Origin of the sequence: Mesorhizobium sp. WSM2240, assembly GCF_040438645.1 — a bacterium.
In the GTDB taxonomy this organism is placed as follows: domain Bacteria; phylum Pseudomonadota; class Alphaproteobacteria; order Rhizobiales; family Rhizobiaceae; genus Allomesorhizobium.
Window position 1 is genome coordinate 1,239,816 of record NZ_CP159253.1, and the last position, 21,473, is coordinate 1,261,288.

The following is a 21,473-nucleotide window of genomic DNA, read 5'->3' on the forward strand; positions in this document are numbered from 1 at the left end:
TCAGCCCCTGGCGGCTTCGTTAGCTTGCGGCCGCGAGAGAACGGCGGATCGAGGGGGACATCATGATCGCATTGTCACGAGGCGTGCTGGCTACCTTTCTGGTCTTCTGGATGGCGGCCGCGGCCGCAGCTACGGATCGCACGATCATCGTGCTCGATGCGTCGGGCTCCATGTGGGGCCAGATCGGCGGTCAGCCCAAGCTCGAAATCGCACGCCAGACGCTGAGGACGGTGCTCCAGACCATACCGGCCGACATGGAATTGGGGCTTCTGGCCTATGGCCATCGTGAAAAGGGCAATTGCGACGACATCGAACTGGTGGTCGCGCCCGCGCCGGGCGCAGCCAGTTCCATAACCGCCGCGGCGGATACGATGAAGTTTCTCGGCAAGACGCCGCTTTCCGCCTCGGTCCGGCAGGCCGCCGAAGCACTGCGCTACACCGAGGACAAGGCGACAGTCATTCTGATCACCGACGGCCTCGAAACCTGCAATGCCGACCCTTGCGCTGTCGGAACCGAACTCGAGCAGGCGGGCGTTGACTTCACCGCCCATGTCGTCGGCTTCGGCCTGACGGCGGAAGAGGGCAAGCAGGTGGCGTGCCTCGCCGAGAACACCGGCGGCAGATACATCCGGGCGTCGGATGCAGGCGCACTGAAGGATGCGCTGATGGCGACGGTTGCGGCTGCTCCCGAACCGGAACCGCAGCCCGCGCCAGAACCTGCGCCCGAGCCGGCCGCGCCCGAATTCAACTTCATCCCGCAGACGATCATGGCCGAGGGCCAGCCGGCGTTGAACGAAGCTGGAAACGCTTACGAAATCTATGCGGTGAAGGCTGATGGCACGAAGGGTGAGCGCGTCGCAACGGAATACAACAACTACAAGGGCAGTCTCGAACCCGGCGATTATATAGTCAGGGCGACGCTCGGCGAGGCTTCCGCCGAAATGCCGGTCAAGATCGAAGCCGGCAAGGTCGCCGAGCCGGCCTTCGTGCTCAACGCCGGCACGTTGATCGTCCGGCCGCTTGCGAGCGAGGGCGCGGAGGTCAGCGACGGCGCGACCGTCGTCACCGAATATCCGGGCGGCAAAGCCACCAATTACGGCCTGACCAGGATTGTCCTGCCCGCCGGCGAGCAGAAGGTTACTGTCAGGATCGGCAAGGGCGAAGTCACAGAGCCGCTGAGCTTGGCCGCCGGCCAGACTGTCGAGAAAGATGTGGTGCTCGGCATTGGCAGCGTTATCGTCAACGCCCTTTATGCCGAAGGCGGCGAAAAGGTCGGCGCCTCCGGGCTCGACGTCAAGATATTCAAGGCCAAAAAGAACATCGACGGCTCGCGCGAGCAGGTTACCTACGGCTTTGGCCCCGATACAAAATTCGAGCTGTCGCCGGGCGACTACGTCGCGATGGTGCGAATGGATAAGGCGGAGGCGGAGCAGCCCTTCAACATCCGCGCCGGCGAGGCGAAGGACGTCACCGCTGACCTGAACGCAGGCGTGCTTGCCGTCTCAGCACCGGGCGCGAAGCATATTGAGGTGTTCGAGGCCAGGAAGGACATTCAGGGCAACCGCAAGGCGTTCGGCTATGCCTTCGACGAGAGGCACCAGGCGACCTTGCCTGCCGGCGACTATGTGATTGTCGCCGATCGAGGCGACAATGGCGGCAAGAAGGAAGCGACTGCGACGGTCAATGCCGGCGAGCGAACCGAGGTGACAGTTCCTTAGCGTTATGCCGTCCCGAACGCACTGGCTCCATGGTCGGCGCGTGCGACCATCTGGCGGAAGCCGGCGAACAGTTCACGACCAAAGCCGTGCTCGTTGGCCGAAAGGTCGATATCCGGGACTTTCCGCACCGCCAGTTCGGAAGCGGGTGCAAGCACCTCGAGCGCGCCGTTGTCGGCGTCCAGCCGGATGATGTCGCCGTCCCGGATCTTGCCGATGACGCCGCCCTCGAGAGCTTCCGGCGTCACATGGATCGCCGCCGGAACCTTGCCGGAAGCGCCTGACATGCGGCCGTCAGTGACAAGCGCCACTTTGTGACCGCGGTCCTGCAGCACGCCCAGTATCGTCGTCAGCTTGTGCAGTTCGGGCATGCCGTTGGCCTTGGGTCCCTGGAACCGGATCACTGCCACGAAATCGCGATCGAGCTGGCCGGCCTTGAAGGCGTCGTTCAGCGCCTGCTGGCTGTCGAGCACGATCGCCGGCGCCTCGATCAGCCGCCGTTCGGGCTTCACCGCCGACGTCTTGATGATGGCGTGGCCGATATTGCCCGCGAGAACCCGCAAGCCGCCGGTCGGCTGGAACGACCTAGCGAAGGTGGTCAGAACCTTGTCATCGCCGCTGATCTTCGGCGCAGCCTCGCGAATCACACCGCCATCGAAGCCAAGCTTGGCTTCGACAGCGTATGGACGCAGGCCTTCGCCCCAGACGGTCTGAACGTCTTCATGCAGCAGGCCGGCATCGAGCAGTTCACGGATCAGGAAGCCTAGCCCGCCGGCAGCGTGGAAATGGTTCACGTCGGCCAGCCCGTTCGGATAGACCCGTGCCAGCAGCGGCGTCGCTTCGGAAAGATCGGAAATGTCCTGCCAGGTGATCTGGATACCCGCAGCCTGAGCCATCGCGATCAGGTGGATCGTGTGGTTGGTCGAGCCGCCGGTCGCGTGCAGCCCGACGATGCCGTTCACCACCGATCGCTCGTCGATCATCCGTCCCACCGGCGTGTAGGCGTTCCCCATGGCCGTGATCGCCAGCGCCCGCTTCGCCGCCTCCCTGGTCAGCGCATCGCGCAGCGGCGTGTTGGGATTGACGAAGGAGGCGCCCGGCGTGTGCAGCCCCATGATCTCCATCAGCATCTGGTTGGAATTTGCAGTGCCGTAGAAGGTGCAGGTGCCCGGCCCGTGATAGGATTTCGACTCGGCCTCCAGCAGCTCGGCGCGGCCGACCTTGCCTTCCGCGTAAAGCTGGCGCACCCGCGCCTTCTCGTCATTCGGAATGCCGGTGGTCATCGGTCCGGCCGGGATGAACACCGCCGGCAGATGACCGAAGGTCAGCGCGGCGATCACCAGGCCTGGCACGATCTTGTCGCAGACGCCGAGATAGACGGCGGCGTCGAACATGTTGTGGCTGAGGCCGATCGCGGTCGCCATGGCGATCACGTCGCGCGAAAACAGCGACAGCTCCATGCCCGGCTGGCCCTGCGTGACGCCATCGCACATGGCCGGCACGCCGCCCGCCACCTGTGCGATGCCGCCCGCCTCCTGCGCAGCCTGCTTGATCAGTTGCGGAAACGTCTCGAAGGGCTGGTGCGCCGAGAGCATGTCGTTATACGAAGTGATGATGCCGAGATTGGGCACCCTGTCTCCGGCGAGCGCGGTCTTTTCGGCGGGCGCGCAGGCCGCGAAACCGTGAGCGAGATTGCCGCAGGAAAGCACCGCGCGGTTGGCGCCGCTGCTCGCGGCGTTATCGATCCGCTCCAGATAGATGTCGCGCGAACTCCTCGAGCGCTGCCGGATGCGTTCGGTGATGGCCTCGATATCTTTTCTGGCGGTCATGACGGCAGATCCTCTTCGGTGATGCCGGAGCGGGAGACTTCCGGCATCGGCATTCAAACTACGGCGCCCAGAACACCTGTACCGGCTGTGGCGCGTGATCCGGCACCGCACGAACCGGCAGATGCTCTTCCGTGCTGAACGCTGCCTCCAGCACACGGCGCTTTTCCGCACCTTCGATATGGAGGGCGACGAAGCCTGCTTCCACGATCCGCGCCAAGGTCAACGTCAGTCGAGGCTCGCCGCCGCTTGCCGCATGGACCGGCGCGACTATTGCTTCGCTGGAAGGGTCGAGCAGCGATCCCAGATTGCCGGCGTCCGGAAAAAACGAGGCGGTGTGGCCGTCGGTTCCCATGCCGAGGACCACTGCATCCAGCGGAAGCGAAAGGCGGCTCAACCTTTCGCCGGCCCTGTCCGCCGCGTCTTCGACCGTGCCCACGTCCGAAAACAGCCCGGTGAACCGGGCGGTCGCCGCCTTGTTCCGGAGCAGGTTTTCCCGGACCAGCCGGGCATTCGAGCGAGGCGAATCTTCCGGGACGAAGCGCTCGTCGACAAGCGTGACGGTCACACTGTCCCAGTCGAGTTCCTGTTGCGACAGTTGGCGAAAGAATAGCGCAGGCGTGCTGCCCCCGGAAACTGCCAGCAGCGCAGTTCCGCGCCTCTCGATCGCCCCTCGCAGCACGTCCGCAACAGCGCTCGCCAATCGTTCGGCGAGTTCCTCGCGTGAGGCGAATTCGTGCCGGGTAACGCCGTCGGCCATGCCGCTCAGTCACTCTCGTGCCACGTGCGGCCGTCGCGCTCGATGAGCGCGATCGAGGCGGACGGACCCCACGTGCCGGCCGTGTAGCCCTGCGCCTCCTGGCGGCTGTCTTCCCATGCGCCGAGGATCGGGTCGATCCACTTCCAAGCGGCTTCCACCTCGTCGCGGCGCATGAACAGCGTCTGGTTGCCGCGCACCACATCCATGACCAGCCGTTCATAGGCGTCGGGATTGCGCTCATTGAAAGATTCCGCAAAGCTCATGTCGAGCGCGATCTGCCTTAGCCGCATGCCGCCAGGCCCGGGATCCTTGATCATGATCCACTGCTTGACGCCTTCATCGGGCTGCAGCCGGATCACCAACTGGTTGGCGCAGATATTGCCGGCACCTTCGCCGAAGATGGAATGCGGGATCGGCTTGAACTCGATGACGATCTCAGAGACTCTCGAGGCAAGGCGCTTGCCGGTCCTGAGATAGAAGGGCACGCCGGCCCAGCGCCAGTTGGCGATTTCAGCTTTGATCGCCACGAAGGTTTCGGTGTTGCTGTGGCCGTTGCCAAGTTCCTCGATGTAGCCCTTCACTGCGCCGCCGGACGACGCACCCGCGCGATACTGTCCTCGAACCGTCGATCGTGGAGCCTCGGCGCCATTGATGCGCTTCAGCGAGCGCAGCACTTTCAGCTTCTCGTCGCGAACGGAGTCGGCTTCCATGGAGCCTGGCGCTTCCATTGCGACGAGACATAGAAGCTGCAGCATATGGTTTTGCACCATGTCGCGCAGCGCGCCCGCCTTGTCGTAATAGGTGACGCGGTCTTCAAGCCCGACGGTTTCGGCCACGGTGATCTGGACGTGGTCTATATGGGCGGAGTTCCACAGCGGCTCGTAAAGCGCGTTGGCGAAGCGCAGCGCCATAAGGTTCTGCACCGTCTCCTTGCCGAGATAGTGGTCGATGCGGAAGATCTGCTGCTCGTCGAACACCGCGCCGATCTGGTCGTTCAGCGCACGCGCAGACGCCAGATCCCGCCCGATCGGCTTTTCGACCACGATGCGGGAATTGGGCGACACGAGACCGTGTTCCTGCAAATTGCCGGCGATGTCGCCGAAAAGCCCCGGTGCGACGGCGAGATAGAAGACGCGGATCACCTCCTTGGACCCGATCGCCTTGTTCAGCTTGGAAAAACCTTCGCCGGTCTTGGCGTCAACCGAAACGTAGAACAGCCGGGTAAGGAATCGCTCGACCTGGTCGCCTACAGTGTCCTCCGGCTTGACGTGTTCGGCGATGGCCTTGCGGGCGAAAGCGCGGAACTCGTCGTCGGTCATCTTGGAGCGCGACGCACCGATGATGCGGGTCGGTTCCGAAAACTGGCCGGCGCGCTGGCGGTGGTAGAGCGAGGGCAGGAGCTTGCGCTCGGCGAGGTCGCCGGTACCGCCAAAGACGATGAAATCGAACGGTTCCACGGGGATGATCTGACTGGTCATGGTGATTCCGTATACCTGACGGTCGCTGCTATAATCTAATCGATTTAACGTGGCCAGTGTCACACTGTCACATCTTCAAACTTGACACTGGCGCAACCCACTTGTTTGTCGAGGGTGGTAGTCGCGCTTGATGACGGCGGCGCAACATAGGCGTGGCGCGGGCGAAAGCCAAAGGAGAATGGCCGATGGGCACGCATCTTTCCGCAACGGTCGCCGAGGGCCGCGCCTTCATGCAGTTCATCGACGGCAAGCCGGTGGACGCGCTGTCGGGTGAGCGCATCGACGTGGTTTGTCCCTCCGACGGCAAGGCGTTCGCCTCCATCCCTGCCTCCGGCGCCGCCGATGTCGACCGGGCGGTGAAGGCCGCGCGGCGTGCCTTCGACGAAGGTCCGTGGGCGAGAATGTCGGCGGTGGAGCGCGGGCGCTGCCTGACCAGGCTTTTCCATCTGGTCGAACGCGACGGCGCCGAACTCGCCGCGCTTGAGTCGCGCGACACGGGCAAGCCGGTGCGGCAGGGCAGGGCGGATGTCACCGCTACCATGCGCTACTACGAGTTCTACGGCGGCGCCGGCGACAAGATTCATGGCGACACCATCCCGTTCCTCGACGGCTACACGGCGCTGACATTGCGCGAACCGCACGGTGTGGTGGCGGGCATCATCCCGTGGAACTACCCGCTGCAGATACTTGCCCGAGTCGCTGGCGCGGCGCTGGCAATGGGCAACACGCTGGTCGTAAAACCCGCCGAGGATGCGTCGCTGACCGCGATCCGCATGGCCGAACTGGCGCTGGAGGCCGGTTTTCCCGAAGGCGTCTTCAACGTCGTGACCGGCTACGGCCGAGAGGCGGGCGCAGCGCTCTCGGCGCATCCGCTGGTCGACTACGTCACCTTCACCGGCTCGCCGATGACCGGAACCGCTATCCAGCAGGCGGCGGCGATCAACAATCGCGGCGTGACCATGGAGCTTGGGGGCAAGTCGCCGCAGATCGTCTTCGCCGACGCCGATATCGACAAGGCGCTTCCCGTTCTCGTCAACGCCATCATCCAGAATGGCGGTCAGACCTGCTCGGCGGGAAGCCGCGTATTGATCGAAAGGTCGGTTTACGAACAGGTGGCCGCAGGGCTCGCCGAGCGGTTTTCGAAGCTGGTCGCCGGCCCGCACGATGCCGATCTCGATCTCGGCGCGCTGATCAATCCCAAGCAGAAAAGCCAGGTTGCCGGCATGGTCGCGGCGGCCGAAGAGATGGGGATTCCGGTTCTCGCCAAAGGCTCGGTGCACCCGGATGCGCCGGCCGGCGGCTATTATTACGCGCCGGTGCTGTTCGGTTCGGTCGATCCCGAAGCCGCGATTGCGCGGCAGGAGATTTTTGGCCCCGTGCTGACGCTGTTCCCGTTCGAGGGCGAGGACGAGGCGGTGAACCTCGCCAACGGCACCGATTTCGGCCTGGTCGCCGGCATCTGGACAAAGGATGGCGGCCGTCAGCACCGCGTCGCCAAGCGCGTGCGCGCCGGCCAGGTCTTCGTCAACGGCTATGGCGCGGGCGGCGGCATCGAACTGCCCTTCGGCGGCTTCAAGAAATCGGGCCACGGTCGCGAGAAGGGTTTCGAGGCGCTCTACGACATGTCCGCCACGAAGACGATCGTTTTCAATCACGGGTAAAAAAAGCATGCGTCTGAAAGACAAGGTCGCCATCATCACCGGCGCGGCGTCGGGTTTCGGCGAGGGCATGGCGAAGCGCTTCGCCGAAGAAGGCGCGAAAGTCGTCGTTGCCGACCTGAACGCCAAGGGCGCTGAGCGCGTCGCCGACGAGATCGGCAAGAACGCCATTTCCGTCCAGACGGACGTTTCGCTGCAGTCGGAATTCGATCAGATGGTGGCGGCGGCGATGGACGCCTTCGGCCGCATCGACATCATGGTCAACAATGCCGGCTACACGCACCGAAACGGCGACATGCTGGCGGTCGAGGAGGACGTGTTCGACCTGATCACCGCCGTCAACATGAAGGCGATCTACCATTCCGCCCGCGCCGTCGTGCCGATCATGGACGCACAGGGCGGCGGCGTCATCATCACCACCGCCTCGACCGCGGGCCTGCGTCCGCGTCCGGGCCTGACCTGGTACAACGCCTCCAAAGGCTGGGCGATCACCGCGACCAAGTCGATGGCGGTCGAGCTTGCGCCGAAGAACATCCGCGTCAACTGCCTTTGCCCGGTGGCCGGCGAGACCGGCATGCTGGCCCAGTTCATGGGCGAGGATACGCCGGAACTGCGGGCTAAATTCCGCGCCTCGATCCCGCTCGGCCGGCTGTCGACGCCGCTCGATATTGCCAACGCCGCTTTGTGGCTCGCCTCCGACGAAGCCGCCTTCATCACCGGCGTGGCGCTGGAGGTCGATGGCGGGCGCTGCATCTGAAGTGTTTCAGGCCGGCAGGCCCGCTGCCTCCAGCGGCGTGGCCGCCCGGCTCTCCTCCAGGTCCCCCACGAAGAAGCGCCGGCGGTATTCGCCGGGCGACAGGCCGAGCACCCGACGGAAGATTTTTCGGAACGCGCCGACGTCCTCATAGCCGATCTGCCATGCGACCTGCTCTACCTTCAGACTGGAGATCTCCAGCAGCTCGCGCGCCTTGGCGATGCGCAACTGCTGCAGATATTCGGTCGGGTTGAGGCCGGTGGCTTTCTGGAAACGGCGCAGGAACGTCCGCTCGCCCATGCCAGCCTTCTCGGCCATCATCTGGAGCGACACTCTGTCGGTGTGATGCGCCTGGAGCCAGTGCTGGATCTTCAGCACCGCGCTGTCGCCGTGGTGCAGTTTCGGTGCGAAGGTGGTGTAGAAGGCCTGCTCGCGCCCGGCCGGATCGACCAGCATGAAGCGCGCAGTCGCCAGCGTGACGCCCGGGCCCATGAACCTTCCGACGAGCTTCAGTCCGAGATCGATCCACGCCATCATCGCGCCTGACGTTATGATGTCGCCGTCGTCGATGATGAGCTTGCCGATATCGAGGCGAATGCGTGGAAAGCGCGCGGCGATCTGCTCGGCATGGCTCCAGTGAGTCGTGGCGAGGCGTCCGTCGAGCAGTCCGGCCTCGGCCAGCAGATAGGCGCCGCCGCAGATCGAGCAGATCATCGCGCCGGCTGCATGCCGGCTCCTGATCCAGTCGGGCAGGCAGCCGACGCGGTCGCCGACCGGCAGTTCCGTGGTCAGGCTCGGCGGCAGAAGCAGCGCGGCCGGGCCGGCGCTCGGCCCCTTATGGCTGTCGAAGACTTTCGCGACCTCGCGCCCGTCCGCCGTCATCTGCCAATGCGTGACCCTGAGCCGCGCCGGAGCGCGGCCGCCGCGCTCCTCGCTCATCAGATTGGCGACATGAAAGAGATCGGTCAGCCCGTGGATCGCGGCCCTCTGCGCCTCGGGATAGATCAGTATGCCGATTTCGACCGGCTCGTCGCCCATCGTCATATTTGTCAGTTCCGTCGCGGTTAATGTCAGTTTCGCCAAGCGCGAGCTTAGGAGCCGCGGGCTATCAACACAACCAGACGGCGGCGCAGTGCAGACATGCAAACAGCGCCGCCGTCTCGAAACCGAAAGCCCGAAGGAGCCGAAAATGACCGACCAGACATCGTTCGCCGACACCGTTCTCTCTCGCCGCAACTTGCTTGCCGGCAGCGCCGCCGCCGCCGGGCTTGCAATCGCGCCCGCAGCAGCGGCAAGTTCCACAGCAACCTCCACCCAAGCAGAAGGAAGAATGACCGTGAGCAAGATCGTCACCCGCGACGGCGTTGAAATCTACTACAAGGATTGGGGCAAGGGGCAGCCCGTCGTGCTCAGCCATGGCTGGCCGCTCAGCGCCGACAGCTGGGAATCGCAGGCGCTCCATCTGGCCTCCAACGGCTTCCGCGTCATCGCCCACGACCGCCGCGGCCACGGCCGCTCCAGCCAGCCATGGGACGGCAACGACATGGACCACTATGCCGACGATCTGGCGGACGTCATCGAGGCGCTGGACCTCAGGGACATCTTCCTGGTCGGCTTCTCCACCGGCGGCGGCGAGATCACCCGCTATATCGGCCGCCACGGCACCGGCCGCGTCGCCAAGGCTGGGCTGATCTCCGCCGTGCCACCGCTGATGGCCAGGACCGAAGCCAATCCCGAAGGACTGCCGATCGACGTGTTCGACGGCCTGCGCGCGGCCTCGATCACCGACCGCTCGAAGCTCTACCGCGATCTCGCCAGCGGCCCCTTCTTCGGCTTCAACCGCCCGGGCGCTACCGCCTCGCAGGGCATGATCGACGCCTTCTGGCTGCAGGGCATGATGGCCGGCCACAAGAATGCCTATGATTCGATCAAGGCGTTTTCCGAAACCGACTTCACCGAGGACCTGAAGAAGTTCGACGTGCCGACCCTGATCGTCCACGGCGACGACGACCAGATCGTACCGATCGGCCGCTCGGCCCACGCCGCCGCCAAGCTGGTCCCGAATGCGACGCTAAAGGTCTATCCCGGCGCGCCGCACGGGCTCGGCGACACGCACAAGCAGCAGCTCAACGACGACCTGCTCGCCTTCGCCAGGGGGTAAAGGCGCTTCACTGCAGCGATGCCCTAACTCCCTTTGACGGGAGGTAGGGCATCTGCGCGCATCATCATTGCCACGCCCAGTCTGCCGCAGGGGAAGTTTACTTTTTGGCCCTAGCGCGACATCGCCACGGCCCGAGTCTTTCCGGGCCAAGAAAGTAAACTGTCCCTATCGCCACGGCAGCCTTGCAGCCGTAAACCAAAAAGCCCTCAGGTGCGGAGCCGGAGCGAAGCCGACCGCATTCCTCTCCTAAATCCGGTCCCTCAGCGCGAACCAGTTGAGCGCGAGGAACAGCAGCGGGGCGCGAAGGCGGCGGCCGCCGGGGAAGGCCGGGATCTTCAGTTCCTCGAACAGATTCAGACGGTCGCGGTTGCCGGCGACCGTCTCGGCGTAGAGCTTGCCGACGAAATTGGACAGCATGACGCCGTGGCCGGAATAGCCGCCGGCCGAGATGACGCCCGGCATGACTTCGCGGACGAACGGCTTGCGCGGCACGGTGATGCCGACATAGCCGCCCCAGCCATGGGTGATCTCGATGTCCTTCAGCGCCGGATAAATCTCGGCGATCTGGCGGCGGATGTGGATGTGTATGTCCTTCGGGTCTTTGGCCGTGTAGATCTCGCGCCCGCCGAACAGCAGCCTGTGGTCCCGCGTCTTGCGGAAATAGCGCACCACGAAGCGTGAATCGTCGACCGCCTCACCACCCGGAAGCACCGGGCTGTCGGCCGGAAGCGGCACGGTCGCGCCGATGAACGAGCCGATCGGCATGACGTGCGAGGCGCTGACCGGCTCCAGTTCGCCGCCATAGGCGTTGACCGCGACCAGGCATTTTTCGGCGGTGATCGCGCCGGTCGGCGTCGTCACCCGGATCTTGCCGCCCATGGACGAAATGCTTGTCGACCGCGTGTTCTCGAAAAGCCGCGCGCCGGCTTCGGCCGCAACCCGCGCCGTGCCGATGAGCAGCTTCAGCGGGTGGATATGGCCGGTGCCCGTGTCGCGTATGCCGCCGTAGTAATGCGTCGAGCCCAGGCGTTCGGCGGTCTCGGCCGCGTCCATGAACGTCATATGCGGATAGCCGGCCTTGTCACGCATGTAATCGGCGTAGCGGCGGTAATCGTCGACATAGCGTTTCTTGTGCGAGACCGAGAGCTGGCCGGGCATGAAGTCGATGTCGATTGCGTTGACGCGCGCGAACTCCAGAAGGTGCGCCTTGGCCTCCTCGGCGAGATCGAATAGCGCCTTGGCGCGCGTCCAGCCATAGGCGGCCTCCAAATCGTCGAGCGAGCCGCGCTGGCCGGTGCCGAGCTGACCGCCATTGCGGCCCGACGCACCGTCGCCGAAGCGGCTCGCATCGATCAGGACGACATCGACGCCGGATTTTGCGAGGTGCGCGGCCGCCGACAGGCCGGTGAAGCCGCCGCCAATGATGACCACGTCGGCTTTCGCGTCGCCATCGAGGGCGGGGTAGGTGGGGCGCGGGCCGGCACTGTCTTCGTACCAGGAGACACCGGGGGAAATGGGAGATTGGTAGGTCAATGAAGCACCTACTCCCCTACACGTTGAGCAGCAGATATTCCCGCTCCCACGGGCTGATGACCTCCATGAAGGTCTCGAACTCGGCCCGCTTGATCGCAGCGTAGGTGGCGGCGAAGGAGTGGCCGAGCAATTCCTTCAAATCCTCGTCGGCCTCGAACAGGTCGACCGCTTCGAGCAGGCTGCGCGGCAGGTCGATCTCGTCCTCGTTTGCGGTTGTCAGCACCGCCGCGTCGGGCGTGATCTGCTTCGACATGCCGATCAGCCCGCAGGCGAGCGAGGCTGCAAGCGCCAGATACGGGTTGGCGTCGGAGGAGGGGATACGGTTTTCGAGACGGCGCGCAGCGGGATCGGAGCGCGGCACGCGGAAGGCGACGGTGCGGTTGTCGTAGCCCCATTTCGTGTTGACCGGCGCCGACGCCGCCTGCGTCAGCCGTCGATAGGAATTGACGTAGGGTGCAAACATCACCAGCGCGTTGGGCACATGCTTCTGCATGCCGCCGATGAAATGGCCGAAGGCCTCGGTTTCTGTGCCATCCGCATTGGAAAAGACGTTCCTGCCGGTCTTCTTGTCGATGATCGACTGGTGGATGTGCATGGCCGAGCCGGGCTGGCCCTGGATCGGCTTGGCCATGAAGGTGGCGTAGGTCTCGTGCTTCAGCGCGGCCTCGCGGATGGTGCGCTTGAACAGGAACACCTGGTCGGCGAGTTCGATCGGATCGCCGTGGCGAAGGTTGATCTCGAGCTGGCCGGCGCCCTCCTCGTGGATCAGCGTGTCGATCTCCAGGCCCTGGCTTTCGGAGAAATGATAAATGTCGTCGATCAGCTCGTCGAATTCGTTGACACCGGCGATCGAATAGCCGGCGCCGCCGCCGATCGGACGGCCCGAACGCCCGACGGGCGGCACCAGCGGATAGTCGGGATCGGGGTTCTTGCGCACGAGATAGAACTCGATCTCAGGCGCCACGACCGGCTTCAGGCCGCGCTTGTCATAGGCGGCGACGACGCGCTTCAGCACGTTGCGCGGGGTGAACTCGACCGAGCGGCCATCCTGGTGGACGAGATCGCAGATGACCTGCGCGGTCGGATCGGTCTCCCACGGCACCGGCGACAGGGTGGAGAGATCCGGCATCAGCTTGAGGTCACCGTCATCCTCCGGATAGGAGAAGCCGTTGCCGTTTTCGGGGTAACCGCCCGAAATCGTCATCATGAACACCGCCGAAGGCAGCGCCAGCGAGGTGTTGGAGGTGAACTTCTTCGACGGCATCATCTTGCCGCGGGCGACACCGGCCTGGTCCGGGGTGATGCACTCTATGTCCTCGATGCCGCGCCATTCCAGCCACTCGCTGGCTTCCTTCCAGTTCTTCACGCCGCGCAGGTTTTTCACGAATGCGGGCGTGCGGGCTCGTCCCCCGCGGCTCGACGGACGGGCTTCCTTCTTTGCAGGTGGCATCAATCACCAGATTGTGGTTGCGGATTTTCCCACTATAGCCGGGCCGCAACGCGGAAAGGAAGGGGGCTACTGTCGCGCGCGCTCGAGCAGGCGGTCGATGACCGGCTGCAGCAATTCGGTGGTGATCGGCTTGGCGACCACCGCGTCGACAGCGGCGAGCGGCGCCGGATCGGCCTCGCAATGCGATTTCGTCGCCAAAAGGATGACGGAAGGCGCGTCGTGGCGGCATTCGCTGCGCAACGAGGCAAGCCGCGCCATCAGGCTCTCGCAATCCCTGTTATCGGCGCCGCCGTCGAGAATGACGGTGCCGGGGAATACCGAGCGCAGCATCTTTGCCGCCGCTTCCGGCGTTTCGGAAATCGGCTTGAGCCCCGACTTTTCAATGATCTTCGAGACGACGACCCGGTTTACCGGCGACCGTCCGACGACGAGAACCCGGGAAAAGTCCGGCGCCAGCACTACGCCCAGGGGGACTGCGTTCGTAAGCCGGCGGCGTGCCGGTTCGTGGCCTGATTTGGTCATGCTGGCAATGCCGATCGTCAAGCGCTCAATTTACGGTTGCGGACGGAACATAGCCGGCATTACGCTTACGTCAAGCTCAAAATGGGCTACATTTCTTCAAGTCTCAAGAAAACAAAAGCAGCCGGCCTTCAATCGTGAAGGCAGGCTGCCCTTATAGTCTGGAACGAAATGTGGCCGGCTGGATGTCGACTGCCGGATAGGTTGTATTTTAGTCGTTTTGTCTGGACTGCGTGACGATCACCGGGATCAGCAGATCGCCCCAATTGCCATTGCCGCTATGGTGGCGCGCCGAGCGAACCAGTTCGACCGACACGCCGGCCTCCACCGCTTTCATCACCGACTGGTTGAGCCGGTGCAGGTCGTTGGCCAGCATCCGGATTGTCGCCTGCTGATCGGAGTTCATGGCCGACGACTGTTCCTCGGCCCTTTCCTTGACGCGGCTGATCGATGCCATTGAGATTCTCCTTCGTGCCTGTTCTGCCCTTTCGGGCGTTATTTTTGATGGGTGCCGGGGACAGTTTACTTTTTTCCGCCCGTGCCGACCTGGAGGCGTCGCGGCCTTTCGCGGAAAGAAAGTAAACTGTCCCCTGCGTCTTACTCCGCCGCCGGCTTGAACTGGTCGTGCTCGGTCGATTCTTTCATCGCCGTCGTCGAGGACTGGCCGCCGGTGATCGCCATTGAGACGGCGTCGAAATAGCCGGTGCCGACCTCGCGCTGGTGCTTGGTGGCGGTGTAGCCGTTCACTTCCGATGCGAATTCCGCCTCCTGCAGCTCCGAATAGGCAGCCATCTGGCGGTCGCGATAACCCCGCGCGAGCTCGAACATACCGTGGTTCAGCTGGTGGAAGCCGGCCAGCGTGATGAACTGGAACTTGTAGCCCATGGCGCCGAGCTCGCGCTGGAACTTGGCGATTGTCGCGTCGTCGAGGTGCTTTTTCCAGTTGAAGGAAGGCGAGCAATTGTAGGCGAGCAGCTTGTCCGGATGGTGCCGCCGCACGCCTTCGGCGAATTTCCTGGCCTGCGCCAGATCCGGCTTGGAGGTCTCGCACCAGATCAGGTCGGCATGGGGCGCATAGGCGATGGCGCGGGCAATGCAGGGCTCGATGCCGTTCCGGACCTGGTAGAAACCTTCGACGGTGCGGCCGGCGCTGTAGTCGACGAAGGGCTGGTCGCGCTCGTCTATGTCGGAGGTGAGCAGCTTGGCGGCCTCTGCGTCGGTGCGGGCGATGACCAGCGTCGGCGTGCCCATCACGTCGGCGGCGAGCCGCGCGGCGTTGAGGTTGCGGATGTGCGCCGCCGTCGGAATCAGCACCTTGCCGCCGAGATGGCCGCACTTCTTTTCCGACGCCAGCTGGTCCTCGTAGTGGACGCCTGCGGCGCCGGCCTCGATGAAGGCCTTCATGATCTCGAAGGCGTTGAGCGGACCGCCGAAGCCGGCTTCGGCGTCGGCGACGATCGGCGCGAACCAGGTGTCGACGGAGAGGCCTTTGCCTTCCGAGGTCTCGATCTGGTCGGCGCGCTGCAGCGTCTTGTTGATGCGCTTGGCGAGTTCGGGCGCGGCGTTGGCGGGATAGAGCGACTGGTCGGGATACATGGCGGAAGCGGTGTTGGCGTCGGCCGCGACCTGCCAGCCCGACAGGTAGATCGCCTTCAGGCCGGCGCGCACCATCTGCATGGCCTGGTTGCCCGAGAGCGCGCCGAGCGCGTTGACGAAATCCTCCTCGTGGATGAGCTTCCACAACCGGTTGGCGCCCATTTCGGCCAGGCTGTGCTTGATCTGGACCGAGCCGCGCAACCGCGTGACGGCCTCCGGCGTGTAGGGTCGTTCGATGCCGTCGAAGCGGCCTTCCGGCGCGGAGGGGACGAGGTTGTAAAAGTCAGTCATAGATCGGCTCCAGATGGTCGAGGTCTCGGACGGTCTTCCCGTATGGATAGCTTATCCGTGTATGACTTCATTTACATTGCAGTGCGATAGAGGCGAGAGAAATCACTGGATGCGGGAGAAAATAAGGGAAAACCTGTGTTGTGTTTGACAGAAAGCGGCTGTAATTTGTCAAAATTGTAAATCTCCAGTGACGATGACGGGGTCGGACGCCATGTCAATTCCAGTAAATTTGCCAAGGCGTGCACTCCGCGTTGCCTCCCCGCAAGGGGCGCGGCGCTGACCTATGGCCGAGCAAAAAATCTTCGCCGGGCCGCGCATCCGCCGCATCCGCACGGCCCGCGGCCTGACCCAAACGGCGATGGCCGAGGGGCTGGGCATCTCGCCCTCCTATCTAAACCTGATCGAGCGCAACCAGCGCCCGCTGACGGTGCAACTCATCCTGAAGCTGGCGTCAGTCTACAAGGTGGATCCGGAGGAGTTGCAGGGCGAGGCGCGGGGCTCAATCGCGGCGCTGCGTGAGGTTTTCGCCGATCCGCTTCTCGCCGGCGAATTGCCGGGCGACCAGGAATTGATCGAGGTCGCCGAGGCGGCGCCAAACGCGGCGGCGGCGATGATAAAGCTGTTTCGGGCCTACCGGGAGCAGGCCGAAAGGCTGTCGGACCTCTCCGAGCTTCTGGCGCGGGAGGGCAGGGCGACCGCGCTGCTGGGCGCCAGGCTGCCCTACGACGAGGTGCGCGAGATTTTCGAGCGACGCCCGAACCATTTTCAGGCGATAGAGGAAGAGGCGGAGGCGTTCACTACGCTGCTCGATCCGGGCGACGATTTGTTCGGCGCGCTGAAGGCGTGGCTGAAGGGCGAATACGGCATCGTGGTCAAGGTGCTGCCGGTGGCGACGATGCCGAACTGGCGCCGCCGCTATGACCGCCACTCGCAGCGATTGTTCATCTCCGAGCGATTATCGCCCTTCGACCAGTTGCGCGAAGTGGCGATGGAAGCATGCCTGATGCGCATGCAGGTCGCCGTGGCGGGCGAAATCCAGGGGCTGAAGCTGTCGTCCGACGAGGCGCGGCGCATCGCCCGGTTCGAACTCGGCCGTTATGCGGCGCATGCGCTGATGATGCCCTACCAGGCGTTTCAGGCGGCGGCTGTTCGCGCTCGTTACGACATCGACGTGTTGAAGTCGCGGTTCGGCGTTTCCTTCGAGCAGGCGGCGAACCGGCTGACGATGCTGCAGCGCCAAGGTGCTTCGGGCGTGCCGTTCTTTATGCTCGAGGTCGACAATGCCGGGCACCGCTTCCGCAAGGCGGGTAGCCAGGGTTTTCCGCAAAACCGCTTCGGCGGCGGCTGCCCGAAGCTGCCGGTGCACGCAGCCTTCACCCAACCGGGCCAGATCTTCGTCGAGGCGGTCGAAATGCCGGACGGCGCGGAATTCCTCTGCGTGGCCCGCACGCTCGAAGGTCCCCAGGGCGCGTTTTCGGAGCGCCCGCGCCGCACGGCGCTGCTTCTCGGCTGCGACGTCGGCTTCAAGGACGAGATCGTCTATGGCGCGGCGCTTCCGGGCCGTCCGGCCGGGGTTGGCTCGAAGCCCGGTGCGGTTCTGTCGACGCCGGTCGGGCCGGCCTGCCGCCTCTGCGAGCGCTCCGGCTGCCTCTCGCGCGCCGAGCCGCCGGTGACCCGGCCGCTCGGGCTGGACGAAATGGTGACAGGGTTGAGCGCCTTCGATTTCCAGTAGGCTCTCTTCAGGATGCGGTCGCGGCGGCAACTCGTCGCCTGCGCAGCAGGGCGGCCGCCGCAGCGCCGGCCGCTATCAGGCCGACGACCAGTCCCGTATAGATGTAGGTGTCGGCGAAGCCGAAGGCGGCGATCATCGGCTGGCTGACGAAGGGCGATATGAAGTGCCCGGCAAAGACGCTCGCCGTCATTCCGCCGGCGACGCGCCCGCGCATTTCGGGCGCTGCCGCGGCCATGGCTGCCGCCGCGATATTGGGCATTACCATGCCGAGACCCAGGCCAACGACGCCGGCGCCCGACAGCACCACGACCAGCGAGTTCGCCTGTCCTAGCAGCACATAGCCTGTGGCCATGAAGCCGAAGGCGAGGCCGAACACGCCGGTCACGCCAAAACGGGCGCGCAGCCGGGCGTAGAGGAGAGACGCAATCGCCCCGATCATGTTGCCAAGGCCGATAGCAAGCCCCGCCAGCGTAGGCGAGCCGATGCCCATGGAGTTGAGATAGAAGGGCAACTGCGTTGGGATCAAATAGAAGGCGACGCTGTTCAGCACAGCGGCCAGATAGACCGCTGCGACGGCGAGCCATAAGGTCACCTGGGCCGCTTGCGCGGGAATTGCGGCAGCCGCGGGATGGCTGCGCGCCGGCTCGTTGATGAACGCAAACACCGCCGGGATCAGAAGCAGCGACAGGCCATAGACGGCAAAAGGCGCACGCCAGTGCAGTTCGGCCAACATGCCCCCGCCTGTCAGGAAGACGAGCCCGCCGATGCCGACGAATGCCGCCTGCAGTCCCATGAAGCGATCACGCGCCGGCCCGCTGAAATAGTCGCCGACAAGGGCGGTGGCCGTCGTCATCACGCCGGCGACCGCGACGCCGAGCAGCGCTCGGCCGACGAGGAGCCCCGGCAGGCTGTCTGTCAGCAGTCCGTACATGCCGCTCAGCCCGTAGAGCAGCGCGGCTGCGATCAGCAGCGGCCGGCGGCCGAAACGATCCACAAGACTGCCGGCAAGTGGTGCGCACACGACGATGAAGAGCGCCGGCAGCGTGAGTACGAGCCGGGTGAGGATCTCGACATTGTCGCTACCGACAAAATGACTTTCGATGGCCGGCAGCGATGGCGCGATCGTGGCGCCGGCCATGATGGTGAGCATGCTGACCAGCAATAGTGTCGCGTTGCGGCCGATGCGTGTGGTTTCGGCCGGCTCGATCCGCTGAAGCGCGTTCATGCCGCCACCTCGGCGTAGGGCGCGTTTGCGCGGGCATCCCGCAGGTTGATAGCCCACCATTGCAGCCGCGACAGCAAGACGTTCATCGCCCGGCGGGCCTCCCGCGGCTCGATCAGTTCCCCTTTTTCGTCGAACTTGCTCCAGGCGCTGGTAAAGCTCACCGTGTCGCGGATGGCCACGACGTGAAGCTCGGCGAATACCAGGCGCAACTGCTCGACGGCGCGCAAGCCGCCCGAGATTCCGCCATAGGACACGAAGGCGAGCGGCTTGGCCTGCCATTGCTTGCTGTAGGCGTCGATCAGCGATTTGAGATCGGCCGTGTAGCCGTGGTTGTATTCGGGCGTGACGACCACAAAGGCGTCGGCGTCGCCCAGGCGGCGCGCGAGTTCGGCGCGGCCAATGGTGAGATCGCGCGGGTCGATCAGGTTTAGGGTGAACTGTTCGCGGCCGCGAATCTCGCTCGCGACCCAGTTGGCGACCGTGTCGCAAAAGCGGCCTTCGCGGGCGCTTCCATAGATCAGGCCGAGCTTTATTTTCTGAGGCATTGCGGAGTGGCTCCGTTTCGGGATTCAAGTGGGAGCCTCGTCTATAGAACCTCAACTAAGGTTTAGGTCAAGGGCGAAAAGCGCGACGGCGATGCGATACGCGAACCCCGCTCAATGCCGATTGCCGTGACATCCCGACGACCGCAGGATGGGAGGCCAGTATCGCCTACCCCTCGCCAAACGGCCTCTCCCCCGCAAATAGCGCGGAATGTGCAGTGACGAGCGCAACAATGCGGTCGATGACGGTGCGCACCTCGCGGCGGTGACGATCGTCATTATGCATGACGATCCACTGGCCTTCGCGTAGTTCCTCGATCGTGCCGCCGGCCCGCTCCAGCAACGGGTCGCGATCGCCGGCAAAGCACGGAAGCACTCCTGTGCCGACGCCGGCGCGAATGAGGTCATGCAGCGTCCGGGGTGTATTCGCCCAGGCGGCTATGTCGATGCCCGGTTGCGCTGCGACCCAGTTGGCCGAGCGGGTCGCCCGGTCTTCCGGGGTGATGGCAACCCAGTCGTCCCGCTGGGCGCCGGGACGGTTGCGGGCGCGGAACGGCGCCTGCGCTACTTCGACGGTGCGTCGCGCCGCAAGATTGGGGCTGTCGGGCTGGCGGTTGCGCACGCCGATCTCGACTTCGCGGTGAGCAATGTCGAGCTTTGCTTCCGTGGTCTTGAAAGCGATGCGGAACGGATCGGAAGGCGTCCACAGCCGCGCGAAGTTTTCCGCGAAGAAATTGGCCGTCCAGGTGCCGGCCGAGATACGCACCGTGGCTCGATTGTCGTCCGCTTCCAGCCATTCCTCGATCGGCCTGGCGCTCGCCTCGACGGCAAGCGCCTTGGCGAGCAGCGCACGGCCATGCTCGGTCAGTTCGTAACCGGTCTGGCGCCGCACGAAGAGCGGCCGGGCCAAAACCTGTTCAAGCGCCAGCATGCGCCGCCCGACCGTGGCGGGGCTGGAGCCGAGTTCGGCGGCGGCCGCCGACAGCCCGCCGCCGCGTGCCACGCGAACGAAAATCCGAAGATCGTTCCAGTCGATGTTTTTCATTGCTGAAAAACATACTGCGGATTTCAGCCGATGAACAGCTTGGCAACGAGCCTTATCATTCAATTACGAAACAGCGGCGAAAGGATATATGCCGTGGAACAGATGCTTGTCTGGACCTTCATTCACCGGGAGGTGTTGCGGACGCGGGCCAACAGGAGGCCTGTCGATATCGTCGATATCTGCGAAGATAATACGTCCACGCTTGGGCTTTTCCGGCGCATCGGCCGTGTGCTCAACTGGGTGACAACGCGGCGAGAACTGCGCAAACTCACATCGGACCGCGGATTGGAACCGCCGAAGGAAGGCCGGCAGTGCCTGGACACATGCGATCTGCGGCGATGAGGCCGCAACGCTTCTAGGGGCGGTCAGGCCTGCACGCCGGCGAGACCAACCGCCGGGGCGGGTTCCGTCGAGGCTTTCCCAAGGCCGTCAACGAACTTCCAAATCCTTTGAGCGTTGCGCCGAGTGCGGCGCGCGTTGAAGAATTTGAACCAGTCCCTGACCGGCAACAGCGTTTTGGCCCCGAGCCCGTCGATCGCAACGAAACGCCCGCCATTCTCGATGTCGCCGGCAAACACGATGTTGCTCGGATGCGGATCGCACATGCAGATGTGCCGTTCTTCCAGATCCTGGAGAAAGCGCTGCAGCGCCGCCCGATGGCGGGGTGAAAATTGCCTGCCACGAACCAGAGCGACCAATGTCGGCGCGAGTCCACCGTCCGGCGCTGTCAGTTTTTGGGTCAGCACTCCGAGGCCGATTTCGGTCTCGACGAATCCGAACATCTTCGCGATTGGCCATTGTTCGCCGCGGTTGGAGCGTCTTGCTTGAAACGCGAGGAATTCTGCGATTTCGCGGTTGACCTGTACAAACGCGCCCAGGCGGCGGCGGAATTTCATCCTCTTCCGCTTCTTGCCGACGAAATGTCCTTCGTCGTCTATGGCGTCGGGCTTGTAGACCTTGATGAGCATGCCCGGAAAATCATCGTGCTCGTAAACAAACCTTACGCCTCCCTGCGCGACCAGACGCGCCTGGGAGAGATCAAGGGAACCCATGAATGCCGGCATGCATCGCGCCTCCCGCTATGGCCGATACTCTTCCCCCCATGGCCGTTTATTCGAAGACCGCCAACATCATAGGAGTTTTTGTCGGCTAAGAATAGCGATTGTACGCAAAAGGCCTGCCTTTTGC

Annotated in this window: 19 protein-coding genes; 6 read left to right on the top strand and 13 right to left on the bottom strand. The window is 64.2% G+C overall.

The genetic code is table 11. The annotated features are described in order from the left end of the window. Positions 1 to 62 precede the first annotated feature (62 nt). Positions 63 to 1,718, top strand: coding sequence for a VWA domain-containing protein (locus ABVK50_RS05925; protein WP_353642441.1), 1,656 nt, complete (start codon positions 63 to 65; stop codon positions 1,716 to 1,718). Between the two features lie 2 nt (positions 1,719 to 1,720). On the opposite strand, the gene edd is transcribed toward ABVK50_RS05925, so the two are convergent. Genes edd through zwf form a run of 3 tightly spaced genes read right to left on the bottom strand, consistent with a single transcriptional unit; the run spans position 1,721 to position 5,779 of the window. Beyond that, the gene (gene edd, locus ABVK50_RS05930; RefSeq protein WP_353642440.1) at positions 1,721 to 3,544 is read right to left on the bottom strand and encodes a phosphogluconate dehydratase; all 1,824 of its coding nucleotides are present in this window, start codon (positions 3,542 to 3,544) and stop codon (positions 1,721 to 1,723) included. 58 nt (positions 3,545 to 3,602) lie between these two features. After that, complete coding sequence (gene pgl / locus ABVK50_RS05935) at positions 3,603 to 4,301, bottom strand: 6-phosphogluconolactonase (RefSeq protein WP_353642439.1); 699 nt, start codon at positions 4,299 to 4,301, stop codon at positions 3,603 to 3,605. Positions 4,302 to 4,306: 5 nt separating this feature from the next. Beyond that, positions 4,307 to 5,779: a glucose-6-phosphate dehydrogenase gene (gene zwf / locus ABVK50_RS05940; protein WP_353642437.1), complete on the bottom strand. Its 1,473-nt coding sequence runs from the start codon at positions 5,777 to 5,779 to the stop codon at positions 4,307 to 4,309. A gap of 185 nt (positions 5,780 to 5,964) precedes the next feature. Between zwf and ABVK50_RS05945 the strand changes: the two genes are divergently transcribed. Both ABVK50_RS05945 and ABVK50_RS05950 read left to right on the top strand, forming a co-directional pair. Continuing rightward, complete coding sequence (locus ABVK50_RS05945; RefSeq protein ID WP_353642436.1) at positions 5,965 to 7,440, top strand: aldehyde dehydrogenase family protein; 1,476 nt, start codon at positions 5,965 to 5,967, stop codon at positions 7,438 to 7,440. 7 nt (positions 7,441 to 7,447) lie between these two features. Then, on the top strand, positions 7,448 to 8,194 hold the full coding sequence (locus ABVK50_RS05950; protein ID WP_353642435.1) for an SDR family oxidoreductase: 747 nt from the start codon (positions 7,448 to 7,450) through the stop codon (positions 8,192 to 8,194). Positions 8,195 to 8,200: 6 nt separating this feature from the next. Here ABVK50_RS05950 and ABVK50_RS05955 read toward each other — a convergent pair whose 3' ends face one another. Further along, positions 8,201 to 9,235 (bottom strand): GlxA family transcriptional regulator, encoded by a 1,035-nt coding sequence (locus ABVK50_RS05955; protein WP_353642434.1) that lies wholly within the window; start codon positions 9,233 to 9,235, stop codon positions 8,201 to 8,203. 145 nt (positions 9,236 to 9,380) lie between these two features. Here ABVK50_RS05955 and ABVK50_RS05960 point away from each other — a divergent pair, with 145 nt between their 5' ends. Next, positions 9,381 to 10,352, top strand: coding sequence for an alpha/beta hydrolase (locus tag ABVK50_RS05960; RefSeq protein ID WP_353642433.1), 972 nt, complete (start codon positions 9,381 to 9,383; stop codon positions 10,350 to 10,352). Positions 10,353 to 10,598: 246 nt separating this feature from the next. Here ABVK50_RS05960 and ABVK50_RS05965 read toward each other — a convergent pair whose 3' ends face one another. The 5 genes from ABVK50_RS05965 to aceA form a co-directional block, all read right to left on the bottom strand. Further along, on the bottom strand, positions 10,599 to 11,885 hold the full coding sequence (locus tag ABVK50_RS05965; RefSeq protein WP_353642432.1) for an FAD-binding oxidoreductase: 1,287 nt from the start codon (positions 11,883 to 11,885) through the stop codon (positions 10,599 to 10,601). 16 nt (positions 11,886 to 11,901) lie between these two features. Further along, a complete protein-coding gene (locus tag ABVK50_RS05970; RefSeq protein ID WP_353642431.1) occupies positions 11,902 to 13,335 on the bottom strand; it encodes a glutamine synthetase family protein in 1,434 nt (477 codons plus the stop codon). 66 nt (positions 13,336 to 13,401) lie between these two features. Continuing rightward, positions 13,402 to 13,857, bottom strand: a complete 456-nt coding sequence (locus ABVK50_RS05975; RefSeq protein ID WP_353642430.1) for a response regulator — start codon at positions 13,855 to 13,857, stop codon at positions 13,402 to 13,404. Between the two features lie 208 nt (positions 13,858 to 14,065). Further along, positions 14,066 to 14,311: a hypothetical protein gene (locus ABVK50_RS05980; RefSeq protein ID WP_353642429.1), complete on the bottom strand. Its 246-nt coding sequence runs from the start codon at positions 14,309 to 14,311 to the stop codon at positions 14,066 to 14,068. Positions 14,312 to 14,451: 140 nt separating this feature from the next. Beyond that, complete coding sequence (gene aceA, locus ABVK50_RS05985; protein ID WP_353642428.1) at positions 14,452 to 15,741, bottom strand: isocitrate lyase; 1,290 nt, start codon at positions 15,739 to 15,741, stop codon at positions 14,452 to 14,454. 283 nt (positions 15,742 to 16,024) lie between these two features. On the opposite strand from aceA, the gene ABVK50_RS05990 reads away from it, so the two are divergent. Beyond that, positions 16,025 to 17,473, top strand: a complete 1,449-nt coding sequence (locus ABVK50_RS05990) for a short-chain fatty acyl-CoA regulator family protein (protein WP_353642427.1) — start codon at positions 16,025 to 16,027, stop codon at positions 17,471 to 17,473. 7 nt (positions 17,474 to 17,480) lie between these two features. Here ABVK50_RS05990 and ABVK50_RS05995 read toward each other — a convergent pair whose 3' ends face one another. From ABVK50_RS05995 to ABVK50_RS06005, 3 genes are all read right to left on the bottom strand, one after another. After that, positions 17,481 to 18,698: an MFS transporter gene (locus tag ABVK50_RS05995; RefSeq protein ID WP_353642426.1), complete on the bottom strand. Its 1,218-nt coding sequence runs from the start codon at positions 18,696 to 18,698 to the stop codon at positions 17,481 to 17,483. Continuing rightward, a complete protein-coding gene (locus ABVK50_RS06000) occupies positions 18,695 to 19,243 on the bottom strand; it encodes an NAD(P)H-dependent oxidoreductase (RefSeq protein WP_353642425.1) in 549 nt (182 codons plus the stop codon). Before ABVK50_RS06000 ends, ABVK50_RS05995 begins: the two co-directional genes overlap by 4 nt. 166 nt (positions 19,244 to 19,409) lie before the next feature. Beyond that, positions 19,410 to 20,285 carry a LysR family transcriptional regulator gene (locus ABVK50_RS06005; protein WP_353642424.1) on the bottom strand — a complete coding sequence of 292 codons (876 nt, stop codon included), beginning with the start codon at positions 20,283 to 20,285 and terminating at the stop codon, positions 19,410 to 19,412. Positions 20,286 to 20,315: 30 nt separating this feature from the next. On the opposite strand from ABVK50_RS06005, the gene ABVK50_RS06010 reads away from it, so the two are divergent. Next, positions 20,316 to 20,627 (top strand): hypothetical protein, encoded by a 312-nt coding sequence (locus ABVK50_RS06010; RefSeq protein WP_353642423.1) that lies wholly within the window; start codon positions 20,316 to 20,318, stop codon positions 20,625 to 20,627. A gap of 23 nt (positions 20,628 to 20,650) precedes the next feature. On the opposite strand, the gene ABVK50_RS06015 is transcribed toward ABVK50_RS06010, so the two are convergent. Continuing rightward, positions 20,651 to 21,349 (bottom strand): YrbL family protein, encoded by a 699-nt coding sequence (locus ABVK50_RS06015; RefSeq protein ID WP_353642422.1) that lies wholly within the window; start codon positions 21,347 to 21,349, stop codon positions 20,651 to 20,653. Positions 21,350 to 21,473: the final 124 nt, after the last annotated feature.

Excerpts from the sequence above, each read along its gene's own strand:
- ABVK50_RS06005 (WP_353642424.1), bottom strand. The coding sequence starts at position 20,285 with ATGAAAAACATCGACTGGAACGATCTTCGGATTTTCGTTCGCGTGGCA.
- ABVK50_RS05955 (WP_353642434.1), bottom strand. The coding sequence starts at position 9,235 with ATGACGATGGGCGACGAGCCGGTCGAAATCGGCATACTGATCTATCCC.
- pgl (WP_353642439.1), bottom strand. The coding sequence starts at position 4,301 with ATGGCCGACGGCGTTACCCGGCACGAATTCGCCTCACGCGAGGAACTC.
- ABVK50_RS06000 (WP_353642425.1), bottom strand. The coding sequence starts at position 19,243 with ATGCCTCAGAAAATAAAGCTCGGCCTGATCTATGGAAGCGCCCGCGAA.
- zwf (WP_353642437.1), bottom strand. The coding sequence starts at position 5,779 with ATGACCAGTCAGATCATCCCCGTGGAACCGTTCGATTTCATCGTCTTT.
- ABVK50_RS05950 (WP_353642435.1), top strand. The coding sequence starts at position 7,448 with ATGCGTCTGAAAGACAAGGTCGCCATCATCACCGGCGCGGCGTCGGGT.
- ABVK50_RS06015 (WP_353642422.1), bottom strand. The coding sequence starts at position 21,349 with ATGCCGGCATTCATGGGTTCCCTTGATCTCTCCCAGGCGCGTCTGGTC.
- ABVK50_RS05925 (WP_353642441.1), top strand. The coding sequence starts at position 63 with ATGATCGCATTGTCACGAGGCGTGCTGGCTACCTTTCTGGTCTTCTGG.
- ABVK50_RS05945 (WP_353642436.1), top strand. The coding sequence starts at position 5,965 with ATGGGCACGCATCTTTCCGCAACGGTCGCCGAGGGCCGCGCCTTCATG.
- ABVK50_RS05960 (WP_353642433.1), top strand. The coding sequence starts at position 9,381 with ATGACCGACCAGACATCGTTCGCCGACACCGTTCTCTCTCGCCGCAAC.
- aceA (WP_353642428.1), bottom strand. The coding sequence starts at position 15,741 with ATGACTGACTTTTACAACCTCGTCCCCTCCGCGCCGGAAGGCCGCTTC.
- ABVK50_RS06010 (WP_353642423.1), top strand. The coding sequence starts at position 20,316 with ATGAACAGCTTGGCAACGAGCCTTATCATTCAATTACGAAACAGCGGC.
- edd (WP_353642440.1), bottom strand. The coding sequence starts at position 3,544 with ATGACCGCCAGAAAAGATATCGAGGCCATCACCGAACGCATCCGGCAG.
- ABVK50_RS05970 (WP_353642431.1), bottom strand. The coding sequence starts at position 13,335 with ATGCCACCTGCAAAGAAGGAAGCCCGTCCGTCGAGCCGCGGGGGACGA.
- ABVK50_RS05995 (WP_353642426.1), bottom strand. The coding sequence starts at position 18,698 with ATGAACGCGCTTCAGCGGATCGAGCCGGCCGAAACCACACGCATCGGC.
- ABVK50_RS05975 (WP_353642430.1), bottom strand. The coding sequence starts at position 13,857 with ATGACCAAATCAGGCCACGAACCGGCACGCCGCCGGCTTACGAACGCA.
- ABVK50_RS05990 (WP_353642427.1), top strand. The coding sequence starts at position 16,025 with ATGGCCGAGCAAAAAATCTTCGCCGGGCCGCGCATCCGCCGCATCCGC.
- ABVK50_RS05980 (WP_353642429.1), bottom strand. The coding sequence starts at position 14,311 with ATGGCATCGATCAGCCGCGTCAAGGAAAGGGCCGAGGAACAGTCGTCG.